Source organism: Ensifer sp. NM-2 (genome assembly GCF_003024455.1).
Taxonomy (GTDB): Bacteria; Pseudomonadota; Alphaproteobacteria; order Rhizobiales; family Rhizobiaceae; genus Ensifer; species Ensifer canadensis.
This window is the reverse complement of sequence record NZ_PVZR01000018.1, coordinates 120,007-145,752: the sequence shown is the minus strand read 5'-3', so window position 1 is coordinate 145,752 and position 25,746 is coordinate 120,007. Positions and strand designations below refer to the sequence as shown.

Here is a 25,746-nt window from a genome sequence, read left to right as displayed (position 1 = left end):
AGGCTGCTTATGCCGCTTTATCGCGACCACTTCATGACAGAGCGTGAGTGTGCTCCGCCTAGTAAAGAACAACGAAAATTAGACGATCCGGATTTAATTCCGGAATCAAAAAAGGCGGTCACCCGCCTTTTCCGACCAGATCGGAGTTGGCGGCCTGACTTAGGCAGCGGCGCCCTTGACCGAGATTCCCTGTTCCTGCAGGTGCGACTGGAGCTCGCCAGCCTGGAACATTTCGCGGACGATGTCGCAACCGCCGACGAATTCACCCTTCACGTAAAGCTGTGGGATGGTCGGCCAGCTCGAATAGTCCTTGATGCCCTGACGCAGGTCCGCGTCGGCAAGGACATTGATGCCCTTGTAGTCGACGCCGATGTAATCGAGAATCTGGACCACCTGGCCGGAGAACCCACACTGTGGGAACTGCGGCGTACCCTTCATGAAGAGCACCACGTCGTTGGTCTTGACTTCGTTCGCGATGAATTCGTGAATTCCGCTCATCTTTTCATCCTTCCTGCGCCCGGTTTCAAGGACCGGATATCGATTGGGCCTTAGATAGCATGCATATCGGTGATTTTCATCACCCAAGTGCAACAAATATTGATGGGCCTCAAGATGTGGTTTTAATACAACTGCTCAGGCCGAACGGCGACGGGTCTTGCTGCGTGCGCTGGCGGTTCGCCGCCGGCTCACCTGTTTCTTGGCCGGCTTTCCGATGGCGGCTTCCAGGATATCCCCTAGAATGCCACCCGTCGCCGCCTTGCGCGTCCGGCGCTTGGTCCGCTTCGTCGCGGTCCGCTTGACGCCGGTCTTCTTCAGGATTTCCTTCAGCGCGCTGTCGACAACGCCACTGACCAGTTCCTTGATCAGGTCGGCCATTCCAGCCTTACTCCGGCGCGCTGGTCTGAAGGGCAAGGGCGTGCAGAACGCCGCCCATGTTGCCCTTCAATGCGTTGTAGACCATCTGGTGCTGCTGCACGCGGGTCTTTCCGCGAAAGACTTCGGCCACGACTTCGGCGGCATAGTGGTCGCCGTCACCGGCCAAATCGCGGATCGTGACCTTGGCGCCGGGAATTCCTGCCTTGATCATGTCTTCGATGTCGCCTGGTGCCATGGGCATGATATGCCAACTCCCTTTATTATTCTGCGGCAGCAGCAGCGTTGCTGGAGCCGTCCATAAAGTCAGGGAACCACGATTCATGGGCCGAGCGCAATTGCTGAATTGCGACGGCGCGCGCTGCACCGAGCTTGACGGCATCGCCGCCGGTCTTGCCGATTTCCGGCAGGGCAACGCCTGCCTTTTCCGCACGGGCGCGAACGGCAGCGACGTTACCGGCCGCAACCGTCAGCACGTAGCGTCCCTGGTCTTCGCCATAGAAAACAGCAATCGGATCATGACCTTCGACCACATCCACGGTCGCGCCGATATCCGAAGCCATCGCCATTTCGGCAACGGCGAGAGCCAGGCCGCCGGACGAGCAGTCATGAACTGATGTCGCCAGACCGTCGACGATCAGCCCACGGACGAAGTCACCGACCTTGCGCTCATGTGCGAGGTCGACATGCGGCGCCGGACCGTCAGTGCGGCCATGGACGTCGCGCATGTAGACCGACTGGGCGATGTGCGAACCGAGGCCTTCCGGCGCGCCGGCAAGCAGGATCGTTTCGCCGGCAGCGGCAAACCGGATGCGCGCCATCTTCGACCAGTCCTTGATCAGGCCGACGCCGCCGATGGTGGGGGTCGGCAGGATTCCCTGGCCGTTGGTCTCGTTGTAGAGCGAGACGTTGCCGGAAACGATCGGGAAATCAAGCGCGGTGCAGGCCTCACCGATGCCCTTGATGGCATGGACCAGCTGGCTCATGATCTCAGGACGTTCCGGGTTGCCGAAATTGAGATTGTCGGTTGCTGCCAGCGGCAGCGCGCCGGTTGCCGTCAGGTTGCGCCAGCATTCGGCAACCGCCTGTTTGCCGCCTTCGAACGGATCCGCCTCGACATAACGCGGCGTCACGTCGGAGGAGAAGGCCAGCGCCTTGCTCTGGTGACCCTCGACGCGCACAACGCCGGCGTCGCCGCCCGGCAGCTGCAGCGAGTTGCCCTGGATCAGCGTGTCGTATTGTTCGTAGACCCAGCGGCGCGAGGAATTGTTGGCCGAACCGACCAATTGCACGAGCGCATCAGCAACGTCCGTCTGCGGGATGTCGTTGGTCGCAAGCGCGGTCGGGACCTTGGCCGGGGTCCAGGGACGGTCGTATTCCGGCGCTTCGTCGCCCAGTTCCTTGATCGGCAGGTTCGCCACTTCTTCGCCCTGATGCAGAATGCGGAAACGCAGGTCGTCCGTGGTCTTGCCGACGATCGCGAAATCGAGGCCCCACTTGACGAAGATCGCCTTGGCGACTTCTTCCTTGGCCGGCTCAAGCACCATGAGCATGCGCTCCTGGCTTTCCGAAAGCATCATTTCGTAAGCGGTCATGCGCTCTTCGCGCACCGGCACGGTGTCGAGGTTAAGCTCGATGCCGAGGTCGCCCTTGGCGCCCATTTCGACGGCCGAGCAGGTGAGGCCGGCTGCACCCATGTCCTGGATGGCGATGACGGCACCCGTCTGCATCAGCTCGAGGCAGGCTTCGAGCAGGCACTTTTCGGTGAAGGGGTCGCCGACCTGCACGGTCGGGCGCTTTTCCTCGATCGATTCGTCGAACTCGGCCGAGGCCATGGTCGCGCCGCCGACGCCGTCACGGCCGGTCTTGGCGCCGAGATAGACGACCGGGAGGCCGACGCCTTCGGCCTTGGAGTAGAAGATCGCATCGCTTTTGGCGAGACCGGCGGCAAAGGCGTTGACGAGGATGTTGCCGTTATAGCGGGCATCGAACTCGACTTCGCCGCCGACGGTCGGAACACCGAAGGAATTGCCGTAGCCGCCGACGCCGGCAACGACGCCGGAAACGAGGTGGCGGGTCTTCGGGTGATCCGGCGAGCCGAAGCGCAGGGCGTTCATCGCCGCAACCGGACGGGCGCCCATGGTGAAGACGTCGCGCAGGATGCCGCCGACGCCGGTCGCAGCACCCTGGTAGGGCTCGATATAGGACGGATGGTTGTGGCTCTCCATCTTGAAGACGACGCAGTCGCCATCATCGATGTCGACGACGCCGGCGTTTTCACCCGGACCCTGGATGACGCGCGGGCCCTTGGTCGGCAGCGTGCGAAGCCACTTCTTGGAAGACTTGTAGGAGCAGTGCTCGTTCCACATCGCCGAAAAAATGCCGAGCTCGGTAAAGGTCGGCTCGCGTCCGATCAGGCCGAGAATGCGCTCGTATTCGTCGGGCTTGAGCCCGTGCGAGGCGATGAGTTCCGGGGTGATGGGGCGGGTGTTGGAAATCGTCATCGTCGACCGTCAAATCCTTCGGGCGGCGCGCAATCCTTCCACGGGATATGGCGCGTGCGAACCGCAACAGACACAGGGGGCGCTTTGCCGCTTCTTTAGCGTATGCTGCGGCGCGGCGCGACAGAAAAATACGGGCGATCAACAACGGTTGCCGCCCTTTTTGATGCCCTCACGCGCCTCAGGTGGTGCCGACCTGTCAGAACTTGTAGCCGAGTGCGAGATCGGCACGGGTCGAGCCATCGTTGGGGCCGCCGCAAAGTTCGGCATGCGAGGCATGCGCCACCGTTGCCGACAGGTTCCAATGCTCGTTTAATCTGAATCCGGCTGCGGCATATTCGCAGGCGCTGTCGAAAGCAAACTGACGAGAACAAGCGACGATGTCGCGAGGCGGTGGGATGAACGAAGAAAAAGCAATGCTGGCATGCCGAATTGTTGAGGCGAATCGATCTACACAAGACTGCTAAAACATACGGGACACCGGGTTATCAGTCGAAACTGTCGTAACCCACTCGTCCGCTGTCGAGCAACCGCCGCAAAGTCTGGAAGCCGTTGCGCACTTCGGCACGGTCGGCCGGTGAGGAAAAGCCGATACGGATACGGTGAAAGACGCGGTCCGCCCGGCCGGCCTTGAATTCGTCCTCGTCGTCGACGAGCACGCCTTCCTGCAGTGCAGCCTGCTTGAATGTGCCGGAAAGCCACGGTTCCGGCAGCTTCATCCAGAGGAAGGGAACGCACGGATGCGAGCTGAACTCGATGCCATCGAACACTTCGCGGGCAATCGCCTCGCGCGCCCGGATCTCTTCGATACCCTTGCCGCGCAGAATAGTGGCCGCTCCGGAAAGCACCAGCCGCGAACACAGCTCCGCCAGGATGAACGGCAGGCCGCCACTGACCATCTTGTGGGCAATGCGAATGCGCTGGCTGAAATGGGGAGGGCAGGCAACCCAGCCGCCGCGCACACCGGCAGCAACAGACTTTGAAAGACCACCAACCAGGAAGGTCCGCTCAGGTGCAAGCTCCGCTAAAGGCGGCGTCGGATCGCCGGTCATGGCGCCGTAGAGATCGTCCTCCACCAGCCAGACACCGTACTTGCGGGCGATATCGGCAATCGCCTGACGCCGGGCGAGCGGCATGACGGCAACGGTCGGATTCTGCGCGCTTGGCATAAGGAAGGCGAGCTTGGGATGCTGCTGCGCGCAGACCCGCTCGAAATCCTCGGGAATCAGGCCGAATTCATCCGATTCCATCAGGGTCGTGCGGCGCCCGATCAAGCCGGCGCTGCGGCTGACCTGGGAATAGGTCAAGGTCTCGAAGGCGATACGATCGCCGGGCGAGGTGACTGCCGCGATCACGGCAATGACAGCCGCGTGCGCTCCGAGCGTCGGCACGATCGTTTCAGGCGAGGGACGAAAGCCGCCGCGCGCCAGCCATTGGCATCCGGCCTCAAACCAGTGATCCGGGAAATTGCGCGCGTAGCTGGCAATGTCGGCGTGGTGATCGCGGCTGATCTCGCTCAAGAGCTCACTCAGGACAAAGCCCTGGCCGATGTCCGGCGCCGCGGTGCTGTCGAAGCGCAATTTGCCGGCGGGTGCAATCAGCGGCCGGGTGCCGGCCAAGGATGTGGTCAGCGGATCGGCCTGCTCGGGCGGGCGGCTTTCCTGGTGATCGAGAACATAGGTTCCGCGCCCGACCTCGCCGCTGACGAGGCCGCGTTCGCGCACGATATTGTAGGCGCGTCCAATGGTACCAATGGTGACACCAATGTCATAGGCGAGATTGCGCTGCGGCGGCAATTTTGCGCCGACGGGCAGGGCGCCTTCGCCAATTGCCTGTTCGATCTGGTCGGCGATCCGCGCATAAAGCGGACCATGACCCTGCTGAATGTCCGGGAGCCAATTTGTCATAGTGACAATTACCTAGATTACACAGCGAAATATGTCAATTATCACCAATGCAATGATAGCAATCGATGCATTGGAGCCTACAATGAGTACAATTGATACAATTTGCTCGGCAGTCGTGAAAAAGGCCCCTCGCGCGCGTCGCAAGATCGGGTTTGATGTCGAAATCTCGGGGAGTGCTAAGAACGCGCTTCAACGTCTCTGGCGGCTCTATTGTTTCCTGGCCGCCAAGAGACGCAGCCGGTTAGCTCTCGAAGAGATGAGCGATTGGCAACTGATCGATATCGGGGTCTGCGAGAAGGATGCCCGGCGGGAATCGTCCGTGGCGTTCTGGCGTTAACGGGCATCACACAAAGCGTGCGGTGGTTTTGCGATAGCGGCATGCGAACAAAGCGCCGTATGCCCTAGAGATTGCGACGCGCATCAGCGAACGCTGAGGGCACCAGCCAACAGCGTCCGAACTCTCAACCGGTGCCTGGATTAATTGCAGCCCTGGCCGCCAGCGGCCCAACGCCGGATATCTGCACTCATGCGGGTGGCGACCGGTTCGCTCATGAGCGGTCCGAACGCCTGCAACCGCGCCGGCTGGCCTTCCGCCTGGATGACGGCAAGCGGCCGTGCTTCCGGCGACTTGCGCGGCACGATCAGGATGCGGGGACGTCCGGAGAAGGAATTGAGTTCAGGGGCAAGCCGGTAGTTCTTGAAGGCAGCATCGCCCGATTTGAACCAGCAGCTGTTGGCGCCGAGCGCCACGCGTTCCATTGTCGGCAGGGCTGCCGAGCTTGCCGTCGGCGCCGGCGGGCGCGATGTTTGGCAGGACGCCAGAAGCGTCAGGGCGAACGCCGCGCAAGCAGGGCCGGTCAGGCGTCTAGAAAACATGGAAGGCATCGACGGTCTCGCTTGCGTTACGGGGATGGTCGGATGCCTTCTATCAGCGCGACGGTTAAGCGGCGATTACTTCGAGAGCCGAAGCGAAGATGCCGCGACCATCGGCGCCGCCATGAGCCGCCTCGATCAGGTTTTCCGGATGCGGCATCATGCCGAGCACGTTGCCGGCCGTGTTCATCACGCCGGCAATATCGCCCATCGAGCCATTCGGATTGGTGCCTTCGGCGTAGCGGAACACGACCTGGCCGTTGCCTTCGATCGTCTTCAGGGTCTCCGCGTCGGCGAAGTAGTTGCCGTCGTGGTGCGCAACCGGGCTGCGGATGATCTGTCCCTTGGAATAGGCGCGGGTAAAGTCGGTGTCGGCGTTGACGACTTCGAGCTTGACCTCGCGGCAGACGAACTTGAGCGATGCGTTGCGCATCAGCGCGCCCGGGAGCAGACCGGCCTCGACCAGGATCTGGAAACCGTTGCAGACGCCGAGGACCTTCACGCCCTTTTCGGCCTTCGCCTTGATCGCCTGCATGACCGGCATGCGCGCGGCAATCGCGCCGCAGCGCAGATAGTCACCGTAGGAGAAACCGCCGGGGATGACGATCAGGTCGACATCAGGGATCTCCGTTTCGGTCTGCCAGACGGTTACGGGCGCCTTGCCGGAGATCTTGGTGAGGGCAGCGATCATGTCGCGATCGCGGTTGAGGCCTGGAAGCTGGACGACGGCTGACTTCATGGTGCGGTTCAAACCCTGCCTGCGCCTCTTGAAGCTCATGCAATTCGAGGCGGTTTCCGATGCGGCCGAAGCGCAATTTGACGCGCTCGGGCCGATATTGGATGCACTGCGCATCCTGCTATTTCGAAACCATCGAGCCGCGGACAGTATGCCCCTTCGATGTCGTTTCGGCTGATCTGCGTGAGGATGGCCCATGTCAGATGGGCCTCCTCATTATTTCCAGATCACGCCGGCCTTCACGTCAGGCCATCCGCGGCACTCCGCCGCCATCAGGCGAGGGAGATGGTGTAGTTTTCAATCACTGTGTTGGCGAGCAGCTTTTCGCACATCGCCTTGAGGTCGGCCTCGGCCTTGGCTTTGTCGCCGGTTTCGATCTGTAGATCGAAGACCTTGCCCTGGCGGACCTGGCCGATGCCGTCGAAGCCGAGTGCGCCGAGCGCACCTTCAATTGCCTTGCCCTGCGGATCGAGAACGCCATTCTTCAGCGTCACGGTTACACGTGCCTTGATCACTTTCACTTTCCCCGAACTAACTTGACCAGAAATTACTTGACCAGAACGGGGCCGGTGCCGCGCACAGGCTCGTTCTCGTTCATGATGCCGAGACGGCGAGCCACTTCCTGATAGGCCTCGACCAGCCCGCCCAAATCACGGCGGAAGCGGTCCTTGTCGAGCTTTTCCTTGGTCTCGATGTCCCACAGACGGCAGCTATCCGGCGAAATCTCGTCCGCCAGGATGATGCGCATCATGTCGCCTTCGAACAGGCGGCCACACTCGATCTTGAAATCGACGAGCTGGATGCCGACGCCGAGGAACAGGCCGGTCAGGAAGTCGTTGATGCGGATGGCAAGCGCCATGACGTCATCGAGTTCCTGCGGGCTTGCCCAACCGAATGCGGTGATGTGCTCTTCGGAGACCATCGGGTCATCAAGAGCATCGGCCTTGTAGTAGAATTCGATGATCGAGCGGGGGAGGACGGTGCCTTCCTCGATGCCGAGGCGCTTTGCCAGCGAGCCGGCAGCAACGTTGCGCACGACGATCTCAAGGGGGATGATCTCGACTTCCTTGATCAACTGCTCGCGCATGTTCAGGCGGCGAATGAAGTGCGTCGGAATGCCGATACGGTTCAGATGCGTGAAGATATACTCGGAAATCCGGTTGTTCAGCACACCCTTGCCGTCGATGACGTCATGCTTTTTCTTGTTGAAGGCGGTCGCGTCGTCCTTGAAAAACTGGATCAGCGTGCCCGGCTCGGGACCCTCATAGAGGATCTTTGCCTTGCCCTCGTAGATACGGCGGCGACGATTCATGGATATTGTCTCTGTGGTTGTTGGCGCACTTGGGTCGCGCTAGTGGAGTCTTCTCACGGCGTCCATAGCTGAAAAGAACGCGTTTCACAATCGGCGTATCTTCCCTTCCCCTGATTTACCTAAAGCGTGTCGCAACCTTTCAGATTCGCTCCTTGCGCATCCGTTCTTTGGTTTTTCGCATGCCGTTGTCGCAAAACCGCTGCGCACTTTTGCGCGACATGCTTACGGTACCACGAAAGTCACGAAACGAGAAAACTTCGCATTGCACTTTGACCACTGTTTTGGTTTATGGCCATAACTATTTCCGGCATGGAATTCTCACGGGAGATCAATTGATGACGACGATGCAGGATCGCGAAAAGGCCTTCGAAGCAAAGTTTGCGCTGGACGAGGAACTGAGGTTCAAGTCTGAGGCGCGCCGCAACAAGCTTCTTGGTCTCTGGGCTGCCGGCTTGCTCGGCAAGAGCGACCCAGAGGCCTATGCGAAGGAAGTCGTTGTGGCCGATTTCGAAGAGGCCGGCCACGAGGACGTTGTGCGCAAGATCAAGGCCGATTTCGACGCTGCCGGCGTTGCCCAGAGCGAAGAGCAGATCCGTGTGCGCATGCTCGAGCTTCTCGGCGTCGCCATCGAGCAAGTCCAGAGCAGCTGATCTTCGAGGCTATCATACGCCCATGATATCGCCGCTCGGCCTCAGGTCGGGCGGTTTTTATTTGACCGCCTTGTAGCGACGCCCTTTTTCCGGCGGCGCATCCGCGTTCGGTGACAGTTTCCAGCCGCTCTTGATGCGCTGTTCGAAATCGAGGCGGCTCATCGGCTTTGCCAGGGCGTAGCCCTGCAGAATATCACAGCCAAGCTCCCTCAGTATCGCCGCGTGCTCCCACGTTTCCACACCTTCGGCCACCACCTTGATATTGAGCGAATGCCCGATGTCGATGATGGCACGAACGAGCTTTGCCTGCTTGGCGCTTTCGTTGATCGGCCCCACCAGCGCCCGGTCGATCTTCAGGCGGGCCGGGTTCAGGTTGAGCAGGCCGATAATCGAGGCATGGCCGGTGCCGAAGTCGTCAATTTCGATCTCGATACCGAGCGTGTTGAGCGCGGCGATCGTCGCGGCAATCTCGTCTTCGAGATCGTCAAGAAAGATGGATTCCAAGAGCTCGAAAGACATGACACCAGGCGGGATGTTCATGGCGCGAAGGTCTGAAATCAGGCTCGGGTCCCGCAGTCTGCGCGAGGAGACATTGACCGAGATCTTGGGGACGGTCAGACCGGCACGCCCCCAGGCCGCAAAATCGGCATAGGCCATCTCGACGATGTTCCTGTCGATCGCGGGCAGGGCGTTGATCTCTTCAGCTACCTTCAGAAAGTGGCTCGGAGGAAGAATTCCGCGTTCCGGGTGGTCCCATCGCACCAGAGTTTCGACGCCGGTGAGCTCCAGCGAGTGGGCGTCGAACTGCGGCTGATAGTAGGGCACGAACTGGCCTTCTTCGATCGCCTGACGGATATCGTCGCCGGTGCGTTTGGCGCTGAGGATCTGGTTCTGGATCTGCTCGGAAAACACCTCGAAGCGATCGCGGCCGAGGCTCTTGGCCCGGTAGAGCGCGATATCTGCATTCATCAGCAGTTGCTTGGGATCCGTCTCGACCTCGCCCCTCCAGGCAATGCCGATGCTGGCCCCGAGCCGGCAAAGCTGGCCGTCATAGGGAATGGGCCGGCGGAAGGCATGGACGATGCGGGCGGCCAGATCTCCAAGCTCGTCCATCCCGCGGCCGCGCCGACAGAGGATCACGAATTCGTCGCCGCCGATGCGGGCGATGAAATCGTCCTGGTCGGCATGAGACCGCAGGATTGCGGCTGCATGGGTCAGCATCGCATCGCCGGCCTGATGCCCGAGCGTGTCGTTGATCTGCTTGAAGCGATCAAGATCGAGGTGGAGGATAGCGTTGAGCGTCGGATCGTCCGCCAGTATCTGGTCGAGATAGCGCCTGTTCGGCAGGTCCGTCAGGTAGTCGTGCAACGCGTTGTATTCGATACGGATGCGCGCTTCCTCAAGCTCGCGGTTGCGGGCCTCGGTTGCGGCCTTGGCCTTGCGCAGTTCCTCCTGCAGCGCGATGTCTTCGGTTACGTCCCAGTTCGCGCCGATCAGTTTGCGGGTGCCATCGCGGTCGACATAGAACGCCGTGTTGGCGCGAATGTGCCGGATTTCTCCATTCGCCAGGACGATGCGGAACGCATTGGTGAAGGGTGCACCCGCGGCGACGCCGTCATTGACGCGGGCGATCGCCTTTTCGCGGTCGTCGGGGTGGAGCATATCTTCCCAACTGCGGCCGCTGGGCGCGCCGGCTTTGGGGTCAAGCCCATAAATACCGAGGATACGTTCGTCCCAAAGCGTCTCCTGGGTTTCAAGGTTATGGTCGAAGACCCCGATCTTCGATACGTCGAGGGCAAGTCTCAGGCGCCGCGAGATTTCCTCCAGCCGCGCCTCGGCCTCCTTGCGCGGCGTAATGTCGGTGTCGGTGCCGATGATGCGAGTGGGCTTGCCGTCCGGCCCATAGGCGACGGATGCGCCGCGGCTTTCGATCCAGACCCAGTGTCCGTCCGCATGGCGTTCGCGGTACTGGAAGGTGTTGTACGTGACCTCTCCAGAATCCTGGCGTCCGATCGAGGCCATGACATGCGCGCGGTCGTCCGGATGCACATTCTCGATCCAGCGATCGAGCGCGCCATCGACCTCGGCGTCATCAGCCAGACCACGCAGGCGCTTCCAGGTGGCGGAATAGAAGAGGTTTCCGGTCGAAAAATCGTGATCCCAGACGCCTTCAAGTGCGCTTTCCAGCGCATACTTCCACCGCGTCTCGTCGTTGCGAAGCCCCGCGATCTCGGCGATCAAGTGGTCGACCGGCAGCATCAGCAGCATGCGACCGTCCGCCATTGCATAGGAAGTGCAGACCACCGAAACGATATCGGCTGCTCCATGCAAGCGGATCGTCTGGGCGGACGCGGAAGATCGCACCGTCCCGGTCGGCCTCAGCAGGTGATGGTCGTCGGGGTGAACAAGGTCACGAAGAGAACGGTTGAGCAACTCTGCCGGCGGAAGACGCAGAAGCTCGCTGGCATAGGGGTTTACCGAAACGATTGACGCTTGTTCATTGAAAACGAGCGCCGCCACCGGCAGCTGGTCCAGCGCCGCTTGCGTCACGATATTCAGCTTCGCCGGCGCGCGGCGTTCGCTCCTGATGGGATCTTTCGGTCCGGTCACGTATCCCACGATCCAGCATTTGTTGCCGGCAGATGATGATCGCGGACCATGAACTTCGGATTAATGCCGAGTCGTCTTATTCGCAGTGCGATCAGGGTTGGAGGCGGCTGAGGAACTGCGCAAAGACCATCGTGCCTTCCGGCCAGGGGCCATGCCCGGACTCGGTGTTGAGGTGGCCGGATTCCCCCGCATCCACCAACAGCGAGCCCCAGGACTTGGCGATTTCGTCGGCATGCTCATAGGAGCCGAACGGATCGTTGCGGCTTGCGATCAACAGCGACGGGAACGGCAGCGGATCGCGGGGATAGGGGCCGAATGTCATGAGATGCTTCGGACGGATCGCGGCATTGGCCACGTCAGGCGGAGCCACCAGGAAGGCGCCGGCGATCTTCTTTTCGATGTGGGGCAGGGCATGGACCGCGGTCGCGACGCCGAGGGAGTGGGCGACGATGACCACCGGCTTTTCAGCGGCATTGACCTCCTCGACCATGCGCGCCACCCAATCCTCGCGCACGGGCTTGGCCCATTCGGCCTGCTCCACGCGGCGGGCGGTGGACATTTTTCTCTCCCAGCGTGACTGCCAATGGTCAGGGCCGGAGTTGGTGTAGCCGGGAACGATGAGGATATGGGCGTCGGAAAGTTTCATAATGGCCGCGATGTGGCGTCGAAAATCGTCGAAGTCAAGGCGTAGGCGACAGAGGCATCATTTTATGTATAATCGACACTGCAGGTCGCGGTCGATGCGGCTCGAGTTTTGCCGTTGTCGCTGGTCCGGGACCGCTCTGTAGTGGTTGAGGAGTGTGAGCCATGACAACATTCCATGTTCTGTCGGGACCGGACGCCAGCGTCGCCCATCCCGGAATAAAAAAGATCGGCCTGGCTGACGTGATGGACGCGTTGCGCCTCGGGTTCAACGACTTTCGCGAAAAGCCGTCTCACTATGTTTTTCTCTGCTTGATCTACCCCATCGCCGGTGCCGTGCTCATGACGTGGAGCGCGGGCGCCAACATGCTGCCGCTGCTCTATCCGCTCGCGTCCGGCTTTGCCCTTATCGGGCCGGTCGCCGCCATCGGACTCTATGAAATCAGCAGGCGCCGCGAACTTGGCATGGACACGTCCTGGCCTCACGCCTTCCGCCTGCATCGATCTCCGGCACTGCCCTCGATCGTGGCTGTCGCAGCGATGCTATTCGTCATCTTCATTGCCTGGCTCCTGGTGGCACAGGCGCTCTATATCAGGATCTTCGGCGCCGAACCGCCGGCATCGATCGCCGCCTTCTGGAACGGCATCGTCAACACGGAGCAGGGCTGGAACCTGATCCTGGTCGGCAACGCCGTCGGGTTCGTCTTCGCCGCGATCGTGCTGTCGATCAGCGTAGTGTCGTTCCCGTTGCTGATCGATCGTGACGTCGGTGCTGTGGCTGCCGTCGAAACCTCGATACGCGCAACTCTCGTCAATCCCATCCCGGTTGCCTTCTGGGGGCTGATCGTTGCGGCCGGCCTGCTGATCGGGTCGATCCCGGTCTTCGTCGGCCTTGCCGTCATCATGCCGATCCTCGGTCACGCGACATGGCACATGTATCGCAAGATGGTTGAGCCCGGTGCTCGCAGCAGCCGTATGCGATAACGACAAAACGGCCAGCCTCCCGGAGGCTGGCCGCTTCCTCCTGTGAGGATCGTCCGACCTACTTGAAAAATTTGTAGTAGGACGAAATCTGGGCGGCGGTGTTGGACGAAAGATTGAGCTTGATGCCGATCTTGTCACCGCGATACCAGCGGACCATGCCGGTCAGAAATCCGAGTTCTTCGCTGCGGATCGTCACTTCCTGTCCGGTGCGTGCATTGATGTCGAAATAGAGCTGAAAGCAGATGCCTTCTGCGGAAAGATCCGTAACGATGCCGTTGCTCGCACCCGTCTTGCAGGTCACCGTTCCGGTAATCTTCGTCTGCGTGCGCGCTGCCGTGCGCTGAACACTGTCCTTGTAGGCCATGTGAACCCTCGATCTGAATTGATCAGCCTCGATCATCTCACGCAAAGATTGAATTCCTCGCTAACAAAAATGCCCGCATTCGAGCAAACTGCATCAAATGCGGGCATAATAGCGCAATACCACAGAAACGTGCTTCGCTCTGACACGAACCGGGCGGCTATCGCGCCCGGCCCTTATTGCTTGCGCATGTCGTTATCGCAAAAGCGCTACGCACTTTTGCGCGGCGGCGTCAGCCAAAGACCCGGCCGAAAATCGTGTCGACGTGCTTGGTGTGGTAGCCGAGATCGAACTTTTCGCGGATGTCGGCTTCCGACAGGGCCGCGCGAACCTCCGTGTCGGCAAGCAACTCCTCAAGGAAGTCCTTGCCCTCTTCCCAGACCTTCATCGCATTGCGCTGAACGAGGCGATAGGCGTCCTCACGCGAAACACCGGCCTGCGTCAGAGCGAGCAGGACACGCTGCGAGTGAACGAGACCGCGGAACTTGTTCATGTTCTTGGTCATGTTGTCGGGATAGACGAGCAACTTGTCGATCACGTTGGTCAGGCGGGCAAGCGCGAAGTCGAGCGTCACCGTCGCATCAGGGCCGATCATGCGCTCGACCGAGGAATGCGAGATATCGCGCTCGTGCCAGAGGGCTACGTTCTCCATCGCCGGAATGGCGAAGGCGCGAACCATGCGGGCAAGACCCGTGAGGTTCTCCGTCAGCACCGGGTTGCGCTTGTGCGGCATGGCCGACGAGCCCTTCTGTCCCGGCGAGAAGTATTCTTCCGCTTCCAGGACTTCGGTGCGCTGTAGGTGGCGGATTTCGGTTGCCAGCCGCTCGATCGACGAGGCGACGACGCCAAGAGTGGCGAAATACATCGCATGGCGGTCGCGCGGAATGACCTGGGTGGAAACCGGCTCCGGCTTCAGGCCAAGCGCCTTGGCGACGTGTTCCTCGACGCGCGGGTCGATATTGGCGAAGGTGCCGACGGCGCCGGAGATGGCGCAGGTCGCGACTTCTTCACGGGCCGCGATAAGGCGCTGCTTGCAGCGATCGAACTCGGCATAGGCAAGCGCCAGCTTGACGCCGAAGGTCGTCGGTTCGGCATGAATGCCGTGCGAGCGGCCGATCGTCACCGTATCCTTGTGCTCAAAGGCGCGGCGCTTCAGTGCTTCGAGCAGCTTGTCGATATCAGCAAGCAAAAGGTCGGTTGCGCGCACGAGCTGTACGTTGAAGCAGGTGTCGAGCACGTCGGAGGATGTCATGCCCTGGTGGATGAAGCGGCTGTCGGGGCCGACGAACTCTGCCAGATGCGTCAGGAACGCGATGACGTCATGCTTTGTGACGGCCTCGATTTCGTCGATCCGGTCGACGTCGAATTTGGCGGCGCCGCCTTTTTCCCAGATCGTCTTTGCGGCATCCTTCGGGATCACGCCGATTTCGGCCAGCGCATCGCAGGCATGGGCCTCGATCTCGAACCAGATGCGGAACTTGGTTTCCGGCGACCAGATGGCCACCATTTCCGGTCGGGAATAACGGGGGATCATGGGCTCTCAGCTTTCGTCATCAGTGGAGGATGGCTGTGCCTCTAGCAAAGATGCCCGACAAGCTCAACGTTATTGACGGCCTCGCGAACCTGCAAGCCACAGGCTGGCGGCCAGAAGTGCGGCGCCGCCAACCGGAAGATAGAGCCGAACGCCCAGCACAAGGAACTGGTAGAAGGCGACAAGCGAGGTAAAGGCGAACTGGTAGAACCAGGTCCGGGTACCGGTATTGGCATGCCAGCGGGCGTAAAAGACGCGATAGTCGAGTGCGAAGAGCATTGCCGTCACGGCGATCGTGCCGAGCGAAAGGCAGAGCAGATAGGCCGCAAACCGCGTCTCGGCAGGGCGGCCAAGCGTAGAAAACCGTGCGAGGAACAGGGCAGCTGGCCAGGCCAGCATGCCGCCCAGACCATACATCACCAGCAGTTCCACCAGGTGGAAGGTCAGGGCGCCCTCGCGCAGCCAGAGCGCGACCCAGGCGGAAGCGACCATCACCAGCCCCCAGGCTGGCGTGCCGAAGACAAGTTCCGCCGCGGACGGAAACGCCCGCAGGAATCGCGAGCGCTTGAGGGAGGGCGCGGAAGCATATGCTGATTTCACTTCCGCCCCGGCGCCCGTTTCGTTCATTTTGCGATCCGCGTCGGAACCGCAATCCATCGTCCGTCAGTCGTGCCCTCGAACCCGAGCGATTTGACGAGCACCATCACAACGTGGGTTTGCGTGCCGTCGTCATTCATGTGCGTTACCGCACCGCCGATGCGATAGCCCGTCGGGCAACGGCGGCTTTCCGGCACACGGGTATCGTCCTGCAGCACGTCGCTTGCAGGCTTGCCCGCCTTCATCGTCATCGACAGGCGGAAGCCTTTGACCTCCTTCAGGAAGTCCTTGCAGAGCCCACCTGGTTCGAAGCTCTTTTCTTCGAGCGTCAGGCCGTAGGTCTGGCGGAAGGCATCGTCGGCGGCAAAGGCATCGTAAGTGAGGGCCAATGGCGTTGCATTGGCTTCGGTAATCGGATTGTAGGCCGCCAGCAATCCCGGCGCCTCGGCAAGCCTGTAGGCGTCGATCAGCGGAGCGGCGCGCCGATGCGCCTCATGTCTCATCCGGTGCAGGGGGGCGCCATCTTCGCGACCGACTGCGCGCACCGGCGCACCCGGCAGAAAAGTGTCGTTGCGGGTATCGATGACGTAGATCGTGGAATAGGGAAAACCCGAGCCGTCCTGGACACCGTATTCCTCGAACGCAAAGACATATCCATCGGAGGAAAAGCCGATCGGCTGGAATGCGGCATAGTCACCCGCCGATGCCTGCGAGGCGACAAATGTCACCGCCAGGAGGAGGAGCCCTGGCGCTGCCGGGCGCGAGATCATCAGCGGGCCTGTTCGGCAGGCGCTCGGATCGCCTGGATGGCGGAGCGATAGGCATCGACCCAACCACCCTTGAAGATCGCCGAACCGGCGACCAGCACGTTTGCGCCGGCGCCGGCTGCAATCGCCGCCGTTTCAGGCGCAATGCCGCCGTCGACTTCGATCTCGATCGGCCGGTCGCCGATCATCGCCTTGATCCGGCGGATCTTTTCCGCGGTCGCGTCGATGAACTTCTGGCCGCCGAAGCCCGGGTTGACCGTCATCACCAGCACCAGATCGACGGTGTCGAGCACATATTCGATGGCGCTTTCGGGTGTTGCCGGGTTGAGCGAGACGCCGGCCTTCTTGCCGAGCGACCGGACAGTCTGCAGCGAGCGGTGCAGGTGCGGCCCGGCTTCGGCGTGAACCGTCAGGATATCGCAGCCGGCCTTTGCGAAGGCTTCGAGAAAGCCGTCGGCGGGCGAGATCATCAGATGGCAGTCGAAGGTCGCTTCGGTGTAGGGGCGCAGCGACTTGATCACGTCGGGCCCAAACGTGATGTTCGGGACGAAATGGCCGTCCATGACATCGAGATGGATCCAATCCGCGCCGGCATCGACGACATCGCGGACTTCCTGTCCGAGCTTCGAGAAATCGGCCGCCAGGATCGACGGGGCAATGCGGATGGGATGGGTCATGAGAGGCTCCGGCTGTTTCCCGCGCAATAGCACTCCGCAGCCGCGCAAACAACATGCGCGGTGCTAATCGCGCTTTAGTCGCGGCTCGACCATGACGGCACGGGATCGTTTTCGGCAGGTGTGGCGTCGTGGACGCCGCGGGCGATCGCGCGCGCCATCGTCGCGGCGGCGGCAGCACCCAGCTCGAGGAAGTCTGCGAGCTCCAGCGTCCGGCCGCTTGCGCCGGTGGCAAGGGCGAAAATGAGGTCGCCGTCGAGCGGCGTGTGCGCCGGCCATATTGCCCGCGAGAAGCCATCATGCGCGGCGATCGCCAGGCGCTTGGCCTCGGCCTTGGTCAACACCGCATCTGTGGCGATGACCGCAATCGTGGTGTTGGCGGCGGCCAACAAGTTTGCGCCCATTTTCGTGCGGACCTCGGATGCATTCGCCGGCATGGGGTGGGGAAGGCCGAGCCCACCGAACTCGTCCTGTTTCTCGTGAGGGGCGGCCCAGAAGTGCCGGGTGCTGCCGACAGTCGCAGAACCCAAAGCATTGACGGCCACGAGCGCGCCGACGGTAATGCCGTTCGGCAGCACGATTGAGGCGGAGCCAAGGCCACCCTTGAAGGTCGCGGTCAAGGCGCCAGTGCCGGCACCGACCGAGCCGGTGGCAAAATCAGCGTCAGCCTTTTGTACAGCCTCATACCCAAGTTCGCGGTAGGGCGGAAACTGCCCCCAATCCTTGTCGCCGCCATTGATCAGGTCGAACAGGATGGCGGTCGGGACGATCGGCACACGGTGCGGGCCGATCACAAACCCACGTCCCATTTCCCTGAGCGCCGCCTGCGCCCCGGAGGCGGCATCCAGCCCAAACGCTGACCCGCCGGACAGAATGATACCATCGACTGTCTGCACGGTGTTGTGCGGTTCGAGAAGATCCGTTTCGCGCGTGCCGGGCGCGCCGCCGAGCACCTGGACGGCGGCCGTTGCCGGCGGATCGCAGACGATGGCAGTCACGCCCGATTTCAAGCGATGATCTTCGGCATTGCCGACGGAAAGGCCGGCGACGTCGGTGATAAGGTTGCGTGGACCAGGCAGCATCATTGCACTCCGGCGGCGTCGGCAACCGGCACGAAGCGGCCGCTCTGCCATTGCATCAAGCGATAGGGGTTGTCGGCGCGTTCATGCCCCGCATTGAAAGCAATCGGCCCAAGAACCGTCTGGTATGGCCCCTTGAGCAGGGCCTCTGTCAACGGCTTTTCATCCTTCTCGGCCTGGTCCTTGGCCTGCTCGAGAACAGACATGGCGCCGAAGGCCTGAAGCACATAGCCATCGGGCTCGATGCCGGCGGCACGCATCGCCTCGGCTATGGGCTTTCCTTCGGGCGACCGCGCCGCATCGGGCAACGTCAGCGCCAGGACACCATCGGTGAGCGGCTCGGCCACGTCGGCTGCATTCAGCGTGTCACCGCCGAGCAAGGTGAGGTTCGCGCCTTCCTCCTGCGCGTCGCGCGCGATCACGGCAGTATCCTGCCGGTCGCCGCCGGTGAAAACGTGGGTGGCGCCGCTCTTGACGAGCCGCCGTACAAGATTGATCTGCTGTTCCTGGGCCGGCCGATAGGTGTCGGTAAAGACCGGGGTCAATCCGATTTCGCCGAGCGCTGCGCGCACGCTCTCGACCAGTTCGCGGCTATGGATCGTGCCGTCGTCGATCAAGGCGATCGGCTTGTCCTTCCAACGCGCGGTGATCGCAGCAACGACGGCTGCCGATTCGGCCTTGCCACTCGGCGCCAGGCGGAACAGCGGCCAATGCTTCTTGAGTACGTCTTCCATCAGGATGTCGGACCGTACGCTCAACGTCACCGCCGGTATATTGGCCTCGGCGAGGGCGGGCAGTGTCGCGTCGAGGCTCTCGACGCAGAGGAAGCCGATGGCCGCCTCTGCAGCTGCTGCCACAAGCGCCTTGGTCAGCGCTTCTGCACCGGCCGCGTCGCATGTTTCCGGGATGACGACGATTTCGCTGCCGCGATCGCCGGCCTGGAAAGAGGCGCCATCGATGATCTGTTTGCCGAGAAGGGCAAATGGCCCTTCAACGGGGGCAACGACCGCGACCTTGACGCCGGCAGCGGCGGCAGGTGCGGCTTGCGCCATTCCCGCTACGATGAGGCTCAAAACGATCGATCGAAGCATGCAATTCCCCGCTACTGCATAATTCCCAAGCTCGGATTGGTTTCAAGGAAAGATTATGCAGCGAGTCCAAAAATGCTACCGCAATCCTTGGCATGAACTCAATCACCCGCAGCGCTGTAGTGGCCGCATGTTTTAAGGATGTGGCCACCGGCGTCAAAGGAAAAGATGCGAGTGGAAACAACGGGCATCCGATCCGCGCCATGGCCATGTCGCGGATCTGCAAGAATCTCCAGCCGGCGGGTTTCATAATTTACGCCAGCGTCTATATGTGCCTGACCTCGCCCGGAGAGAGATGTGTTGGAGAGAACCCGACTGGACCCGATAAGTTATCGCGACGCCATGAGCCGCCTGGCCGGCCACGTGCAGCTCATCACCGCTGCCAGTGGCGGCGAGCGCCGCGGCGTCACGGTCACTGCTTCCTGCTCGGTTTCCGACAGTCCGCCGACCGTTCTCGTTTGCCTGAACGGCGCCAACCCGCGCAACGACATCTTCGTGCGCGGCGACAGCTTTGCGCTGAACCTGCTCGGTGACGAACACCGTGCGCTCGCCCACGCCTTTTCCGGCCGTGACCAGCTCGACATGGATCGTCGCTTTGCGCTTGGCCAATGGAGGCAGCTGGCAACCGGTTCGCCGATCCTCGTCAATGCGACGGCCGCGTTCGATTGCCGGCTGATCGAGGTCAAGACCATTGCGACCCATCTGGTGCTGTTCGGCGAGGTCGTGGACGTCGCGCTTGGCCCGCCGCGCCCGCCGCTCATTTATGTAGACCGCGGATATCACTCGCTGTAGGTTTTCACGAGGCGTAATTCACTCTCTGCGCTTGATTGAGAAAACGCCTGCAACTTGCTGATATAAAGGCATTACTTCAACCGAAATAGCTTACAACTGAAACTGGCCGTGGCGGAGGATGCATGACGGCACCGGCGACAGGCGTATTGCCCCAATCCATCGATGAAACGATGGCGATGCTGGAGGCACAGGATTATCTCGCCGGCACGGCGCTTGCGACCGTGCTGTTTCTCGCGTTGCGGATGAAACGCCCGCTCTTTCTCGAGGGCGAGGCCGGTGTCGGCAAGACCGAGATTGCCAAGGTGCTGGCTCGTGCCCTCGATCGGCCTTTGATCCGCCTGCAGTGCTACGAGGGGCTCGACGTCGCCTCCGCCGTCTATGAGTGGAACTACCCTGCGCAGATGCTGGAGATCCGGTTGTCGGAAGCGGCCGGAGCGGTCGACCGACGCAGGGTCGAAAGCGACATCTTCTCCGAACGATTTCTCATTCGACGCCCGGTACTTCAGGCGATTTCCGCTGAGAACGGGCGGGCGCCGGTGTTCCTGATCGACGAACTCGATCGCACGGATGAAGCCTTCGAAGCGTTCCTGCTCGAAGTCCTCTCGGATTTCCAGGTCACCATTCCTGAACTCGGCACCATCCGTGCCATTGAGCCGCCTATCGTCATCATCACCACCAATCGCACGCGCGAGATCCACGACGCCTTGAAGCGGCGCTGCCTCTATCATTGGGTCGACTATCCGAAGGCAACACAGGAACTCGAAATCATCCGCCGCAAGGTTCCGGGCTGCAACGCCGCCCTGTCGCGCGAAATCATCGCCTATGTGCAGCGGCTTCGCACCATCGCTCTCTTCAAGAACCCGGGTGTCGCCGAGACGATTGACTGGGCAACGGCCCTGACCGAGCTCGACCGGCTCGCGCTCGACCCCGAAACGATCGCCGATACGCTCGGCACCTTGCTCAAATACCAGGACGACATCGCCAGGATCGACGGAGCCGAGGGGCGCAAGCTGCTCGCCGAGGTCAAGGCCGAATTGCTGGCGGCCGGTTGACGATGGAGCCGGGAGAACATTCGCCTGACGGTGCCATTCTCCCGCCGATCCCGCCCGGTGACGGAAAGCTCGCCGACAACATCGTGTACTTTGCCCGCGCCCTGCGACGCGCCGGGATAAAGATCGGACCCGGGGCGGTGGCCGACGCCATCGACGCGGTGACCCTGATCGGCATCGGCGCCCGCGAGGAATTCTACGCCGCCCTTCAGTGCATCTTCGTCAAGCGCCACGAGGACCAGCCCGTGTTCGACGAGGCGTTTCGCCTGTTCTGGCGCTCGCGCGGCCTCGTCGAGAAAATGATTGCGATGATGTCTCCGCTCGCGCCGCAACGCGAGAGCGAGCGCCAGCGCCGACAGGCCGGCGAGACGCGCGTCAGCGACGCACTGATGTCCGGCCACGATGACACCCGGCCGCCACGTGACGAACCCGAGATCGAGGTCGATGCGCGCTATACGGTTTCGGGGCGGGAGCTGTTCCGCAAAGCCGATTTCGCCCAGATGACGGCTGCCGAGATTACCGAAGCAAGGCGGGCGCTATCGTCTTTGGTGCTGCCGCTCGATCGGGTTCGTACGCGTCGGTACCGCGCTTCGGCGCGGCAAATCCGGATCGACCCGCGCGCGACGATGCGCGATGCGATGCGCTTCGGCGGCGAACTGATCTTGCCGCGCTTTCGCGAACGGCGTCTCGTTCATCCGCCGCTGGTCGTGCTTGCCGATATTTCCGGCTCGATGAGCCAATACACCCGCATCTTCCTACACTTTCTCCATGCCCTGAGCGAAAAGCGCCAGCGCGTTCACACCTTCCTCTTCGGCACGCGGCTGACCAATGTTTCGCGACCGATGCGAAACCGCGACCCGGATGTCGCGCTCGACGAATGCATCTCCGCGGTCAAGGACTGGTCGGGTGGCACGCGCATCGGCGAAACCCTGCATGAGTTCAACCGACGCTGGTCGCGGCGCGTCCTGGGGCAGGGCGCCATCGTGCTCTTGATTACTGACGGGCTCGAGCGGGACGATACAACTGAGCTTGAGCAGGAGATCGATCGCCTGCATCGATCCTGCCGTCGGTTGATCTGGCTTAATCCGCTGTTGCGGTTCGACGGCTTCGAGGCGCGGGCGCGCGGCGTCAAGGCGATGCTGCCGCATGTTGACGAATTCCGTGCCGTGCACAATCTTGAGTCCGTGGGCGAGCTGGTCAGATCGCTGTCGGGTCAAAGGTCCGGAGAGGCCGACCCTCGACGGTTCATGAGCGAGCATCGCGCCTTGCTGGGAGGCAAGTAAAATGCAGGTATCAGCTGACGTCCTCGATCCGCTCGCCGTCGCCGAAGTCTGGGCTGGCGAGGGCCGCCAAGTAGCGATTGCAACGGTGATCGAAACCTGGGGGTCTGCGCCGCGGCCGGTCGGCAGTCATCTGGTGATTGACGGTGCCGGCAATTTCGAAGGTTCCGTTTCCGGCGGATGCGTCGAAGGTGCTGTCATCAGCGAAGCCGCTGATATCATTGAGACGGGAAATCCGAGGATCCTGGAATTCGGCGTAGCCGACGAGACGGCATGGCGTGTCGGTCTTTCCTGTGGCGGCCGGATCCGGGTGCTTGTCGAGCGGGTTGACGGCTGAGCCATGGACCTCACAACCCTTCAGGCATTGAATGCAGCCCGGACGCGGCGGCAAGCGGCTGTTGTCTTCAGCGATCTCGAGACCGGCCAAAGCGTGCTCTGCGTCGCAGGCGAGCGCTGTCCGGCCGAATGGACCGAGGCGATGGCGGCAGCACTTCGCTCCGGCAAGCCCGGAATGATCGTCGTAGGTGAGCGGTCCTTTTTCCTCAATGTCTACCTGCCGCCACCGCGCATCCTGGTTGTCGGCGCCGTCCATATCTCCCAGGCGCTCGCGCGCATGGCGCCCATCGCAGGCTTCGACCTTACTATCATCGATCCACGCACGGCCTTTGCGACGGCCGAGCGCTTTGCTGGCGTAGAGCTGATAGCGGAGTGGCCCGAAGATGTTCTCAACGTCCGGCCGCTTGATCGGTTCACGGCCATGGTCGCCCTCACGCATGATCCGAAGATCGATGACGAACCGATCCGGGCGGCCCTTGATGCCGGCTGTTTCTATGTCGGTGCGCTTGGCAGCAGAAAGACCCATGCAGGCCGCGTCGAACGCCTGCGTCGCCTGGGGCTAACCGACGATGCGATCGCGCGGATCAGGGCGCCAATCGGCCTCGACATCGGCGCGGCGAGCCCAGCGGAGATCGCCCTTGCTATCCTTGCCGAAATCATCGAAGCGCTCAGGCGCCGGGATATCATGCCCGGCAGCGAGGAGCATCGATGAGATTTGGGAGCCTCAGTGTTTCAGCGGCCGAAGGCACCGTGCTTGCGCACGCGGTCAAGATTGGCGATCTTCGATTGCCGAAGGGGCACGTCCTGACCTCAGCCGATATTGCTGCATTGGTTCAGGCGGGCACCGACGAAGTTATCGTCGCCCAGCCGGATCGGGGCGATCTGCTGGAGGATGAAGCGGCGGCCCGGATCGCTGCGGCGATCGCGCCCGACCATCTGCGGTTCTCGGCAGCGGCAACCGGCCGCGTAAACATCTATTCCCGCGTACACGGACTGTTCGTCGCCACCCGCGACACCGTCGACCGGTTGAACCGCATCGACCCGGCCATCACGCTCGCCTGTCTTGCAGATCATGTGCCGGTGCAGCCCGGCGACATGGTGGCGACGATCAAGATCATCCCGCTTGCGGTGGCAGGCTCGCTCGTGGCGAAGGCGGAAACGCTGCTACGCCAACACACAACCTTCGAGGTCAAACCCTTCGCCCCGCGCGACGCGGCACTAATAGCAACCGAGTTGCCATCGCTGAAGCGCCAGGTCATGGACAAGACCCATGCCGTGCTGGCTGCGCGCCTGCGGCAATCCGCAAGCCGGCTAACGACCGAGCGGCGCGTCGCCCATACGGAAGACGCCGTGGCTGCAGCCATCGGCGATTTGAAGGCAGACCACGACCTCATCGTCGTCTTCGGCGCGTCGGCGGTTGCCGATTCGGATGATGTCATTCCGGCCGCCATCCGCCTTGCGGGCGGCACTGTCGATCATGTCGGCATGCCCGTTGATCCCGGCAATCTCATCGTGCTCGGCCGCGTCGGCACGGTGCCGGTGGTCGGAGCGCCCGGCTGTGCGCGGAGCCCGCGTGAAAACGGCTTCGATTGGGTGCTCGATCGCATCCTCGCCGGCGAATGGCCAAGCCCGCATGACATTACCGGGCTCGGCGTCGGCGGCCTGCTGAAGGAGATACCCACCCGCCCGCAGCCGCGAGAGCCCGTTGCCTCCAAAGCTCTGGGCCCGGTGGAAACCGTCGTGCTGGCAGCGGGTCGTGCAAGCCGCATGGGGCCGGAGGGCGGCCACAAGCTGCTCGCGACCTTCGGTGGCGTGCCCCTCATCCGTCGCACCGTCGTCAGCGCGCTTGCAGCCGATATCGGCCGGGTGATCGTTGTCACCGGCCATCGGGAGGCCGAAATCCGCGCTGCACTCGGCGATTTGCCGGTGACGCTCGTTTCCAATCCCGATTACATGTCCGGTATGGCATCGTCGCTGACATCAGGGCTTTCGGCACTCGATCAAGGAGCGGGCGGCATGCTGGTGATGCTCGCCGACATGCCCGGGATAACGGCAGGCGATCTGCGCCGGCTCGTCGATACATTTACCGCTGAAGGCGGGCGGGCAGTGATTCGAGCAACGGCCGATGGCCAGCGCGGCAACCCGGTTATCCTGCCGCGCCAGACATTTGCTGCCATCAGCCAGCTGGTTGGCGATGTCGGCGCAAGGCATATCGTCGAGAGATGTGGCCTGCCGGTGGTCGACGTCGAGCTTGGAGCAGCTGCGCGTCTCGACCTCGACACACCGGAGCAGATCATCGCTGCCGGCGGCATATTGGAGGAGTGACAGCATGGACAATGCGGCAATCGAAGAGATGTTCGAAACGCTTGGGGCCGTGACCATCAAACGCATGTTCGGCGGCAAGGGCGTCTATTTCGAAGGCATCATCTTCGCGCTTGAAGTCGATGGCGAAATATTGCTGAAGGGCGACGACAGGACAGGCCCGACCTTCGAAGCGGCCGGATCCAGACAATGGGCCTATGACGGCAAGGGGAAAACGGTGAAGATGCCCTATTGGAGCATCCCGGAAGAAGCGTACGACGATCCGGACGAAATGGCGCGGTGGGTCAGGCTTGCCTATGAGGCGTCGCTGCGGGCCAAAAAATAGAATCGACGACGGAGTTTAATTGGCGTCAACCAGCGCCTTCGTCTGCACGCGAATGGCACGGACGGCGTCGGCGGCAAACCGCGAAAGCGGCTGGGGCAGGGCATCGAGATCGTACCAGCCGATGTCGGAAAGCTTGTCCGGTTCGGTCAGTTGCGGTTCGCCCGAAAAGTCGTCGGTCACGTAGATCATCGAGATCCAGTGCTGACGATCTGCTTCGATCAGTTGTTCGCTGAGGCAGAGAAAGCGGGTCGAGCGGATAGACAGGCCGCTTTCCTCTTCCGCCTCACGGCGCGCAGCAAGCTCGCTGCGCTCCATGTGATCGACCTTGCCGCCCACGATATTCCAGTGGCCGGCCTCGGGCGCCTTCAAACGCTTGCACAACAACAGCTTGCCATCGCGCATGATCGCTAGTCCGCAACCGAAGCCCGGAAAGTCGATGCCTGGCCGACCCATTGAT

The 25,746-nt window shown here is 61.9% G+C and carries 30 protein-coding genes; 10 read left to right on the top strand and 20 right to left on the bottom strand.

From position 1 onward, the window contains the following. Positions 1-159: 159 nt before the first annotated feature. From grxD to C6558_RS28650, 6 genes are all read right to left on the bottom strand, one after another. Positions 160-498 (bottom strand): Grx4 family monothiol glutaredoxin, encoded by a 339-nt coding sequence (grxD, locus tag C6558_RS28675; protein ID WP_025427160.1) that lies wholly within the window; start codon positions 496-498, stop codon positions 160-162. A gap of 135 nt (positions 499-633) precedes the next feature. After that, positions 634-876 carry a hypothetical protein gene (locus C6558_RS28670; protein WP_025427159.1) on the bottom strand — a complete coding sequence of 81 codons (243 nt, stop codon included), beginning with the start codon at positions 874-876 and terminating at the stop codon, positions 634-636. 7 nt (positions 877-883) lie between these two features. Continuing rightward, complete coding sequence (locus C6558_RS28665; RefSeq protein WP_025427158.1) at positions 884-1,117, bottom strand: BolA/IbaG family iron-sulfur metabolism protein; 234 nt, start codon at positions 1,115-1,117, stop codon at positions 884-886. Positions 1,118-1,136: 19 nt separating this feature from the next. After that, positions 1,137-3,377, bottom strand: a complete 2,241-nt coding sequence (purL, locus tag C6558_RS28660; RefSeq protein WP_025427157.1) for a phosphoribosylformylglycinamidine synthase subunit PurL — start codon at positions 3,375-3,377, stop codon at positions 1,137-1,139. A 196-nt stretch (positions 3,378-3,573) separates the two neighbouring features. Beyond that, complete coding sequence (locus C6558_RS41085; protein WP_371412312.1) at positions 3,574-3,756, bottom strand: acyloxyacyl hydrolase; 183 nt, start codon at positions 3,754-3,756, stop codon at positions 3,574-3,576. Positions 3,757-3,862: 106 nt separating this feature from the next. Next, positions 3,863-5,281, bottom strand: a complete 1,419-nt coding sequence (locus C6558_RS28650) for a PLP-dependent aminotransferase family protein (RefSeq protein ID WP_025427156.1) — start codon at positions 5,279-5,281, stop codon at positions 3,863-3,865. Between the two features lie 82 nt (positions 5,282-5,363). Here C6558_RS28650 and C6558_RS28645 point away from each other — a divergent pair, with 82 nt between their 5' ends. Continuing rightward, positions 5,364-5,618: a DUF1127 domain-containing protein gene (locus tag C6558_RS28645; RefSeq protein ID WP_025427155.1), complete on the top strand. Its 255-nt coding sequence runs from the start codon at positions 5,364-5,366 to the stop codon at positions 5,616-5,618. Positions 5,619-5,758: 140 nt separating this feature from the next. Here C6558_RS28645 and C6558_RS28640 read toward each other — a convergent pair whose 3' ends face one another. The 4 genes from C6558_RS28640 to purC form a co-directional block, all read right to left on the bottom strand. Then, positions 5,759-6,166, bottom strand: coding sequence for a hypothetical protein (locus C6558_RS28640; RefSeq protein WP_025427154.1), 408 nt, complete (start codon positions 6,164-6,166; stop codon positions 5,759-5,761). A 55-nt stretch (positions 6,167-6,221) separates the two neighbouring features. Next, entirely contained in the window at positions 6,222-6,893 is a 672-nt protein-coding gene (purQ, locus tag C6558_RS28635; RefSeq protein ID WP_025427153.1) for a phosphoribosylformylglycinamidine synthase subunit PurQ, read from the bottom strand. Between the two features lie 269 nt (positions 6,894-7,162). Further along, positions 7,163-7,405, bottom strand: a complete 243-nt coding sequence (gene purS / locus C6558_RS28630) for a phosphoribosylformylglycinamidine synthase subunit PurS (protein WP_025427152.1) — start codon at positions 7,403-7,405, stop codon at positions 7,163-7,165. Positions 7,406-7,437: 32 nt separating this feature from the next. Further along, positions 7,438-8,202, bottom strand: coding sequence for a phosphoribosylaminoimidazolesuccinocarboxamide synthase (purC, locus tag C6558_RS28625; protein WP_025427151.1), 765 nt, complete (start codon positions 8,200-8,202; stop codon positions 7,438-7,440). Positions 8,203-8,537: 335 nt separating this feature from the next. Here purC and C6558_RS28620 point away from each other — a divergent pair, with 335 nt between their 5' ends. Continuing rightward, positions 8,538-8,852: an ATPase inhibitor subunit zeta gene (locus tag C6558_RS28620; RefSeq protein WP_025427150.1), complete on the top strand. Its 315-nt coding sequence runs from the start codon at positions 8,538-8,540 to the stop codon at positions 8,850-8,852. A gap of 57 nt (positions 8,853-8,909) precedes the next feature. Here the strand turns inward: C6558_RS28620 and C6558_RS28615 are convergent, their stop codons facing one another. After that, on the bottom strand, positions 8,910-11,462 hold the full coding sequence (locus C6558_RS28615; RefSeq protein WP_051509167.1) for an EAL domain-containing protein: 2,553 nt from the start codon (positions 11,460-11,462) through the stop codon (positions 8,910-8,912). A gap of 91 nt (positions 11,463-11,553) precedes the next feature. Next, complete coding sequence (locus C6558_RS28610; RefSeq protein ID WP_025427148.1) at positions 11,554-12,108, bottom strand: alpha/beta hydrolase; 555 nt, start codon at positions 12,106-12,108, stop codon at positions 11,554-11,556. Positions 12,109-12,269: 161 nt separating this feature from the next. Here C6558_RS28610 and C6558_RS28605 point away from each other — a divergent pair, with 161 nt between their 5' ends. After that, complete coding sequence (locus C6558_RS28605; protein WP_057208670.1) at positions 12,270-13,088, top strand: DUF2189 domain-containing protein; 819 nt, start codon at positions 12,270-12,272, stop codon at positions 13,086-13,088. Between the two features lie 58 nt (positions 13,089-13,146). Here C6558_RS28605 and C6558_RS28600 read toward each other — a convergent pair whose 3' ends face one another. The 7 genes from C6558_RS28600 to C6558_RS28570 all read right to left on the bottom strand — a co-directional run bounded on the left by C6558_RS28600 (position 13,147) and on the right by C6558_RS28570 (position 19,188). Then, positions 13,147-13,452, bottom strand: coding sequence for a PilZ domain-containing protein (locus C6558_RS28600; RefSeq protein ID WP_025427146.1), 306 nt, complete (start codon positions 13,450-13,452; stop codon positions 13,147-13,149). Positions 13,453-13,681: 229 nt separating this feature from the next. Beyond that, positions 13,682-14,983, bottom strand: coding sequence for an adenylosuccinate lyase (gene purB / locus C6558_RS28595; protein WP_025427145.1), 1,302 nt, complete (start codon positions 14,981-14,983; stop codon positions 13,682-13,684). Between the two features lie 69 nt (positions 14,984-15,052). After that, positions 15,053-15,607 (bottom strand): hypothetical protein, encoded by a 555-nt coding sequence (locus tag C6558_RS28590; protein ID WP_051509166.1) that lies wholly within the window; start codon positions 15,605-15,607, stop codon positions 15,053-15,055. Then, a complete protein-coding gene (locus C6558_RS28585) occupies positions 15,604-16,347 on the bottom strand; it encodes a DUF2259 domain-containing protein (RefSeq protein ID WP_025427143.1) in 744 nt (247 codons plus the stop codon). The genes C6558_RS28590 and C6558_RS28585 overlap by 4 nt, the downstream gene beginning before the upstream one ends. Further along, complete coding sequence (rpe, locus tag C6558_RS28580) at positions 16,347-17,021, bottom strand: ribulose-phosphate 3-epimerase (protein WP_025427142.1); 675 nt, start codon at positions 17,019-17,021, stop codon at positions 16,347-16,349. The genes C6558_RS28585 and rpe overlap by 1 nt, the downstream gene beginning before the upstream one ends. Positions 17,022-17,095: 74 nt before the next feature. Beyond that, positions 17,096-18,103 carry a P1 family peptidase gene (locus C6558_RS28575; RefSeq protein WP_199197066.1) on the bottom strand — a complete coding sequence of 336 codons (1,008 nt, stop codon included), beginning with the start codon at positions 18,101-18,103 and terminating at the stop codon, positions 17,096-17,098. Further along, on the bottom strand, positions 18,100-19,188 hold the full coding sequence (locus C6558_RS28570) for a branched-chain amino acid ABC transporter substrate-binding protein (RefSeq protein WP_057208667.1): 1,089 nt from the start codon (positions 19,186-19,188) through the stop codon (positions 18,100-18,102). The genes C6558_RS28575 and C6558_RS28570 overlap by 4 nt, the downstream gene beginning before the upstream one ends. A gap of 339 nt (positions 19,189-19,527) precedes the next feature. Here C6558_RS28570 and C6558_RS28565 point away from each other — a divergent pair, with 339 nt between their 5' ends. From C6558_RS28565 to C6558_RS28535, 7 genes are all read left to right on the top strand, one after another. Next, on the top strand, positions 19,528-19,977 hold the full coding sequence (locus tag C6558_RS28565) for a flavin reductase family protein (RefSeq protein ID WP_082523666.1): 450 nt from the start codon (positions 19,528-19,530) through the stop codon (positions 19,975-19,977). A gap of 122 nt (positions 19,978-20,099) precedes the next feature. Continuing rightward, positions 20,100-21,029, top strand: coding sequence for a MoxR family ATPase (locus tag C6558_RS28560; protein WP_057208662.1), 930 nt, complete (start codon positions 20,100-20,102; stop codon positions 21,027-21,029). Between the two features lie 2 nt (positions 21,030-21,031). Further along, positions 21,032-22,309, top strand: a complete 1,278-nt coding sequence (locus C6558_RS28555; RefSeq protein WP_057208659.1) for a VWA domain-containing protein — start codon at positions 21,032-21,034, stop codon at positions 22,307-22,309. Position 22,310: 1 nt separating this feature from the next. Then, entirely contained in the window at positions 22,311-22,643 is a 333-nt protein-coding gene (locus tag C6558_RS28550; RefSeq protein ID WP_057208657.1) for an XdhC family protein, read from the top strand. Positions 22,644-22,646: 3 nt separating this feature from the next. Beyond that, a complete protein-coding gene (locus C6558_RS28545) occupies positions 22,647-23,354 on the top strand; it encodes an XdhC family protein (RefSeq protein ID WP_057208654.1) in 708 nt (235 codons plus the stop codon). Next, positions 23,351-24,967, top strand: coding sequence for an NTP transferase domain-containing protein (locus tag C6558_RS28540; RefSeq protein ID WP_057208650.1), 1,617 nt, complete (start codon positions 23,351-23,353; stop codon positions 24,965-24,967). The genes C6558_RS28545 and C6558_RS28540 overlap by 4 nt, the downstream gene beginning before the upstream one ends. A gap of 4 nt (positions 24,968-24,971) precedes the next feature. Continuing rightward, the gene (locus C6558_RS28535) at positions 24,972-25,289 is read left to right on the top strand and encodes a TfoX/Sxy family protein (protein WP_025427133.1); all 318 of its coding nucleotides are present in this window, start codon (positions 24,972-24,974) and stop codon (positions 25,287-25,289) included. Between the two features lie 15 nt (positions 25,290-25,304). On the opposite strand, the gene C6558_RS28530 is transcribed toward C6558_RS28535, so the two are convergent. After that, positions 25,305-25,742 (bottom strand): NUDIX domain-containing protein, encoded by a 438-nt coding sequence (locus C6558_RS28530; protein WP_025427132.1) that lies wholly within the window; start codon positions 25,740-25,742, stop codon positions 25,305-25,307. Between the last annotated feature and the right edge of the window lie 4 nt (positions 25,743-25,746).

Bases quoted from the DNA above. Each gene is read 5' to 3' on its own strand.
- grxD (WP_025427160.1), bottom strand. From the start codon at position 498: ATGAGCGGAATTCACGAATTCATCGCGAACGAAGTCAAGACCAACGAC.
- C6558_RS28670 (WP_025427159.1), bottom strand. From the start codon at position 876: ATGGCCGACCTGATCAAGGAACTGGTCAGTGGCGTTGTCGACAGCGCG.
- C6558_RS28665 (WP_025427158.1), bottom strand. From the start codon at position 1,117: ATGCCCATGGCACCAGGCGACATCGAAGACATGATCAAGGCAGGAATT.
- purL (WP_025427157.1), bottom strand. From the start codon at position 3,377: ATGACGATTTCCAACACCCGCCCCATCACCCCGGAACTCATCGCCTCG.
- C6558_RS28650 (WP_025427156.1), bottom strand. From the start codon at position 5,281: ATGACAAATTGGCTCCCGGACATTCAGCAGGGTCATGGTCCGCTTTAT.
- C6558_RS28645 (WP_025427155.1), top strand. From the start codon at position 5,364: ATGAGTACAATTGATACAATTTGCTCGGCAGTCGTGAAAAAGGCCCCT.
- C6558_RS28640 (WP_025427154.1), bottom strand. From the start codon at position 6,166: ATGCCTTCCATGTTTTCTAGACGCCTGACCGGCCCTGCTTGCGCGGCG.
- purQ (WP_025427153.1), bottom strand. From the start codon at position 6,893: ATGAAGTCAGCCGTCGTCCAGCTTCCAGGCCTCAACCGCGATCGCGAC.
- purC (WP_025427151.1), bottom strand. From the start codon at position 8,202: ATGAATCGTCGCCGCCGTATCTACGAGGGCAAGGCAAAGATCCTCTAT.
- C6558_RS28620 (WP_025427150.1), top strand. From the start codon at position 8,538: ATGACGACGATGCAGGATCGCGAAAAGGCCTTCGAAGCAAAGTTTGCG.
- C6558_RS28610 (WP_025427148.1), bottom strand. From the start codon at position 12,108: ATGAAACTTTCCGACGCCCATATCCTCATCGTTCCCGGCTACACCAAC.
- C6558_RS28605 (WP_057208670.1), top strand. From the start codon at position 12,270: ATGACAACATTCCATGTTCTGTCGGGACCGGACGCCAGCGTCGCCCAT.
- C6558_RS28600 (WP_025427146.1), bottom strand. From the start codon at position 13,452: ATGGCCTACAAGGACAGTGTTCAGCGCACGGCAGCGCGCACGCAGACG.
- purB (WP_025427145.1), bottom strand. From the start codon at position 14,983: ATGATCCCCCGTTATTCCCGACCGGAAATGGTGGCCATCTGGTCGCCG.
- C6558_RS28590 (WP_051509166.1), bottom strand. From the start codon at position 15,607: ATGAACGAAACGGGCGCCGGGGCGGAAGTGAAATCAGCATATGCTTCC.
- C6558_RS28585 (WP_025427143.1), bottom strand. From the start codon at position 16,347: ATGATCTCGCGCCCGGCAGCGCCAGGGCTCCTCCTCCTGGCGGTGACA.
- rpe (WP_025427142.1), bottom strand. From the start codon at position 17,021: ATGACCCATCCCATCCGCATTGCCCCGTCGATCCTGGCGGCCGATTTC.
- C6558_RS28575 (WP_199197066.1), bottom strand. From the start codon at position 18,103: ATGATGCTGCCTGGTCCACGCAACCTTATCACCGACGTCGCCGGCCTT.
- C6558_RS28570 (WP_057208667.1), bottom strand. From the start codon at position 19,188: ATGCTTCGATCGATCGTTTTGAGCCTCATCGTAGCGGGAATGGCGCAA.
- C6558_RS28565 (WP_082523666.1), top strand. From the start codon at position 19,528: ATGAGCCGCCTGGCCGGCCACGTGCAGCTCATCACCGCTGCCAGTGGC.
- C6558_RS28560 (WP_057208662.1), top strand. From the start codon at position 20,100: ATGACGGCACCGGCGACAGGCGTATTGCCCCAATCCATCGATGAAACG.
- C6558_RS28555 (WP_057208659.1), top strand. From the start codon at position 21,032: ATGGAGCCGGGAGAACATTCGCCTGACGGTGCCATTCTCCCGCCGATC.
- C6558_RS28550 (WP_057208657.1), top strand. From the start codon at position 22,311: ATGCAGGTATCAGCTGACGTCCTCGATCCGCTCGCCGTCGCCGAAGTC.
- C6558_RS28545 (WP_057208654.1), top strand. From the start codon at position 22,647: ATGGACCTCACAACCCTTCAGGCATTGAATGCAGCCCGGACGCGGCGG.
- C6558_RS28540 (WP_057208650.1), top strand. From the start codon at position 23,351: ATGAGATTTGGGAGCCTCAGTGTTTCAGCGGCCGAAGGCACCGTGCTT.
- C6558_RS28535 (WP_025427133.1), top strand. From the start codon at position 24,972: ATGGACAATGCGGCAATCGAAGAGATGTTCGAAACGCTTGGGGCCGTG.
- C6558_RS28530 (WP_025427132.1), bottom strand. From the start codon at position 25,742: ATGGGTCGGCCAGGCATCGACTTTCCGGGCTTCGGTTGCGGACTAGCG.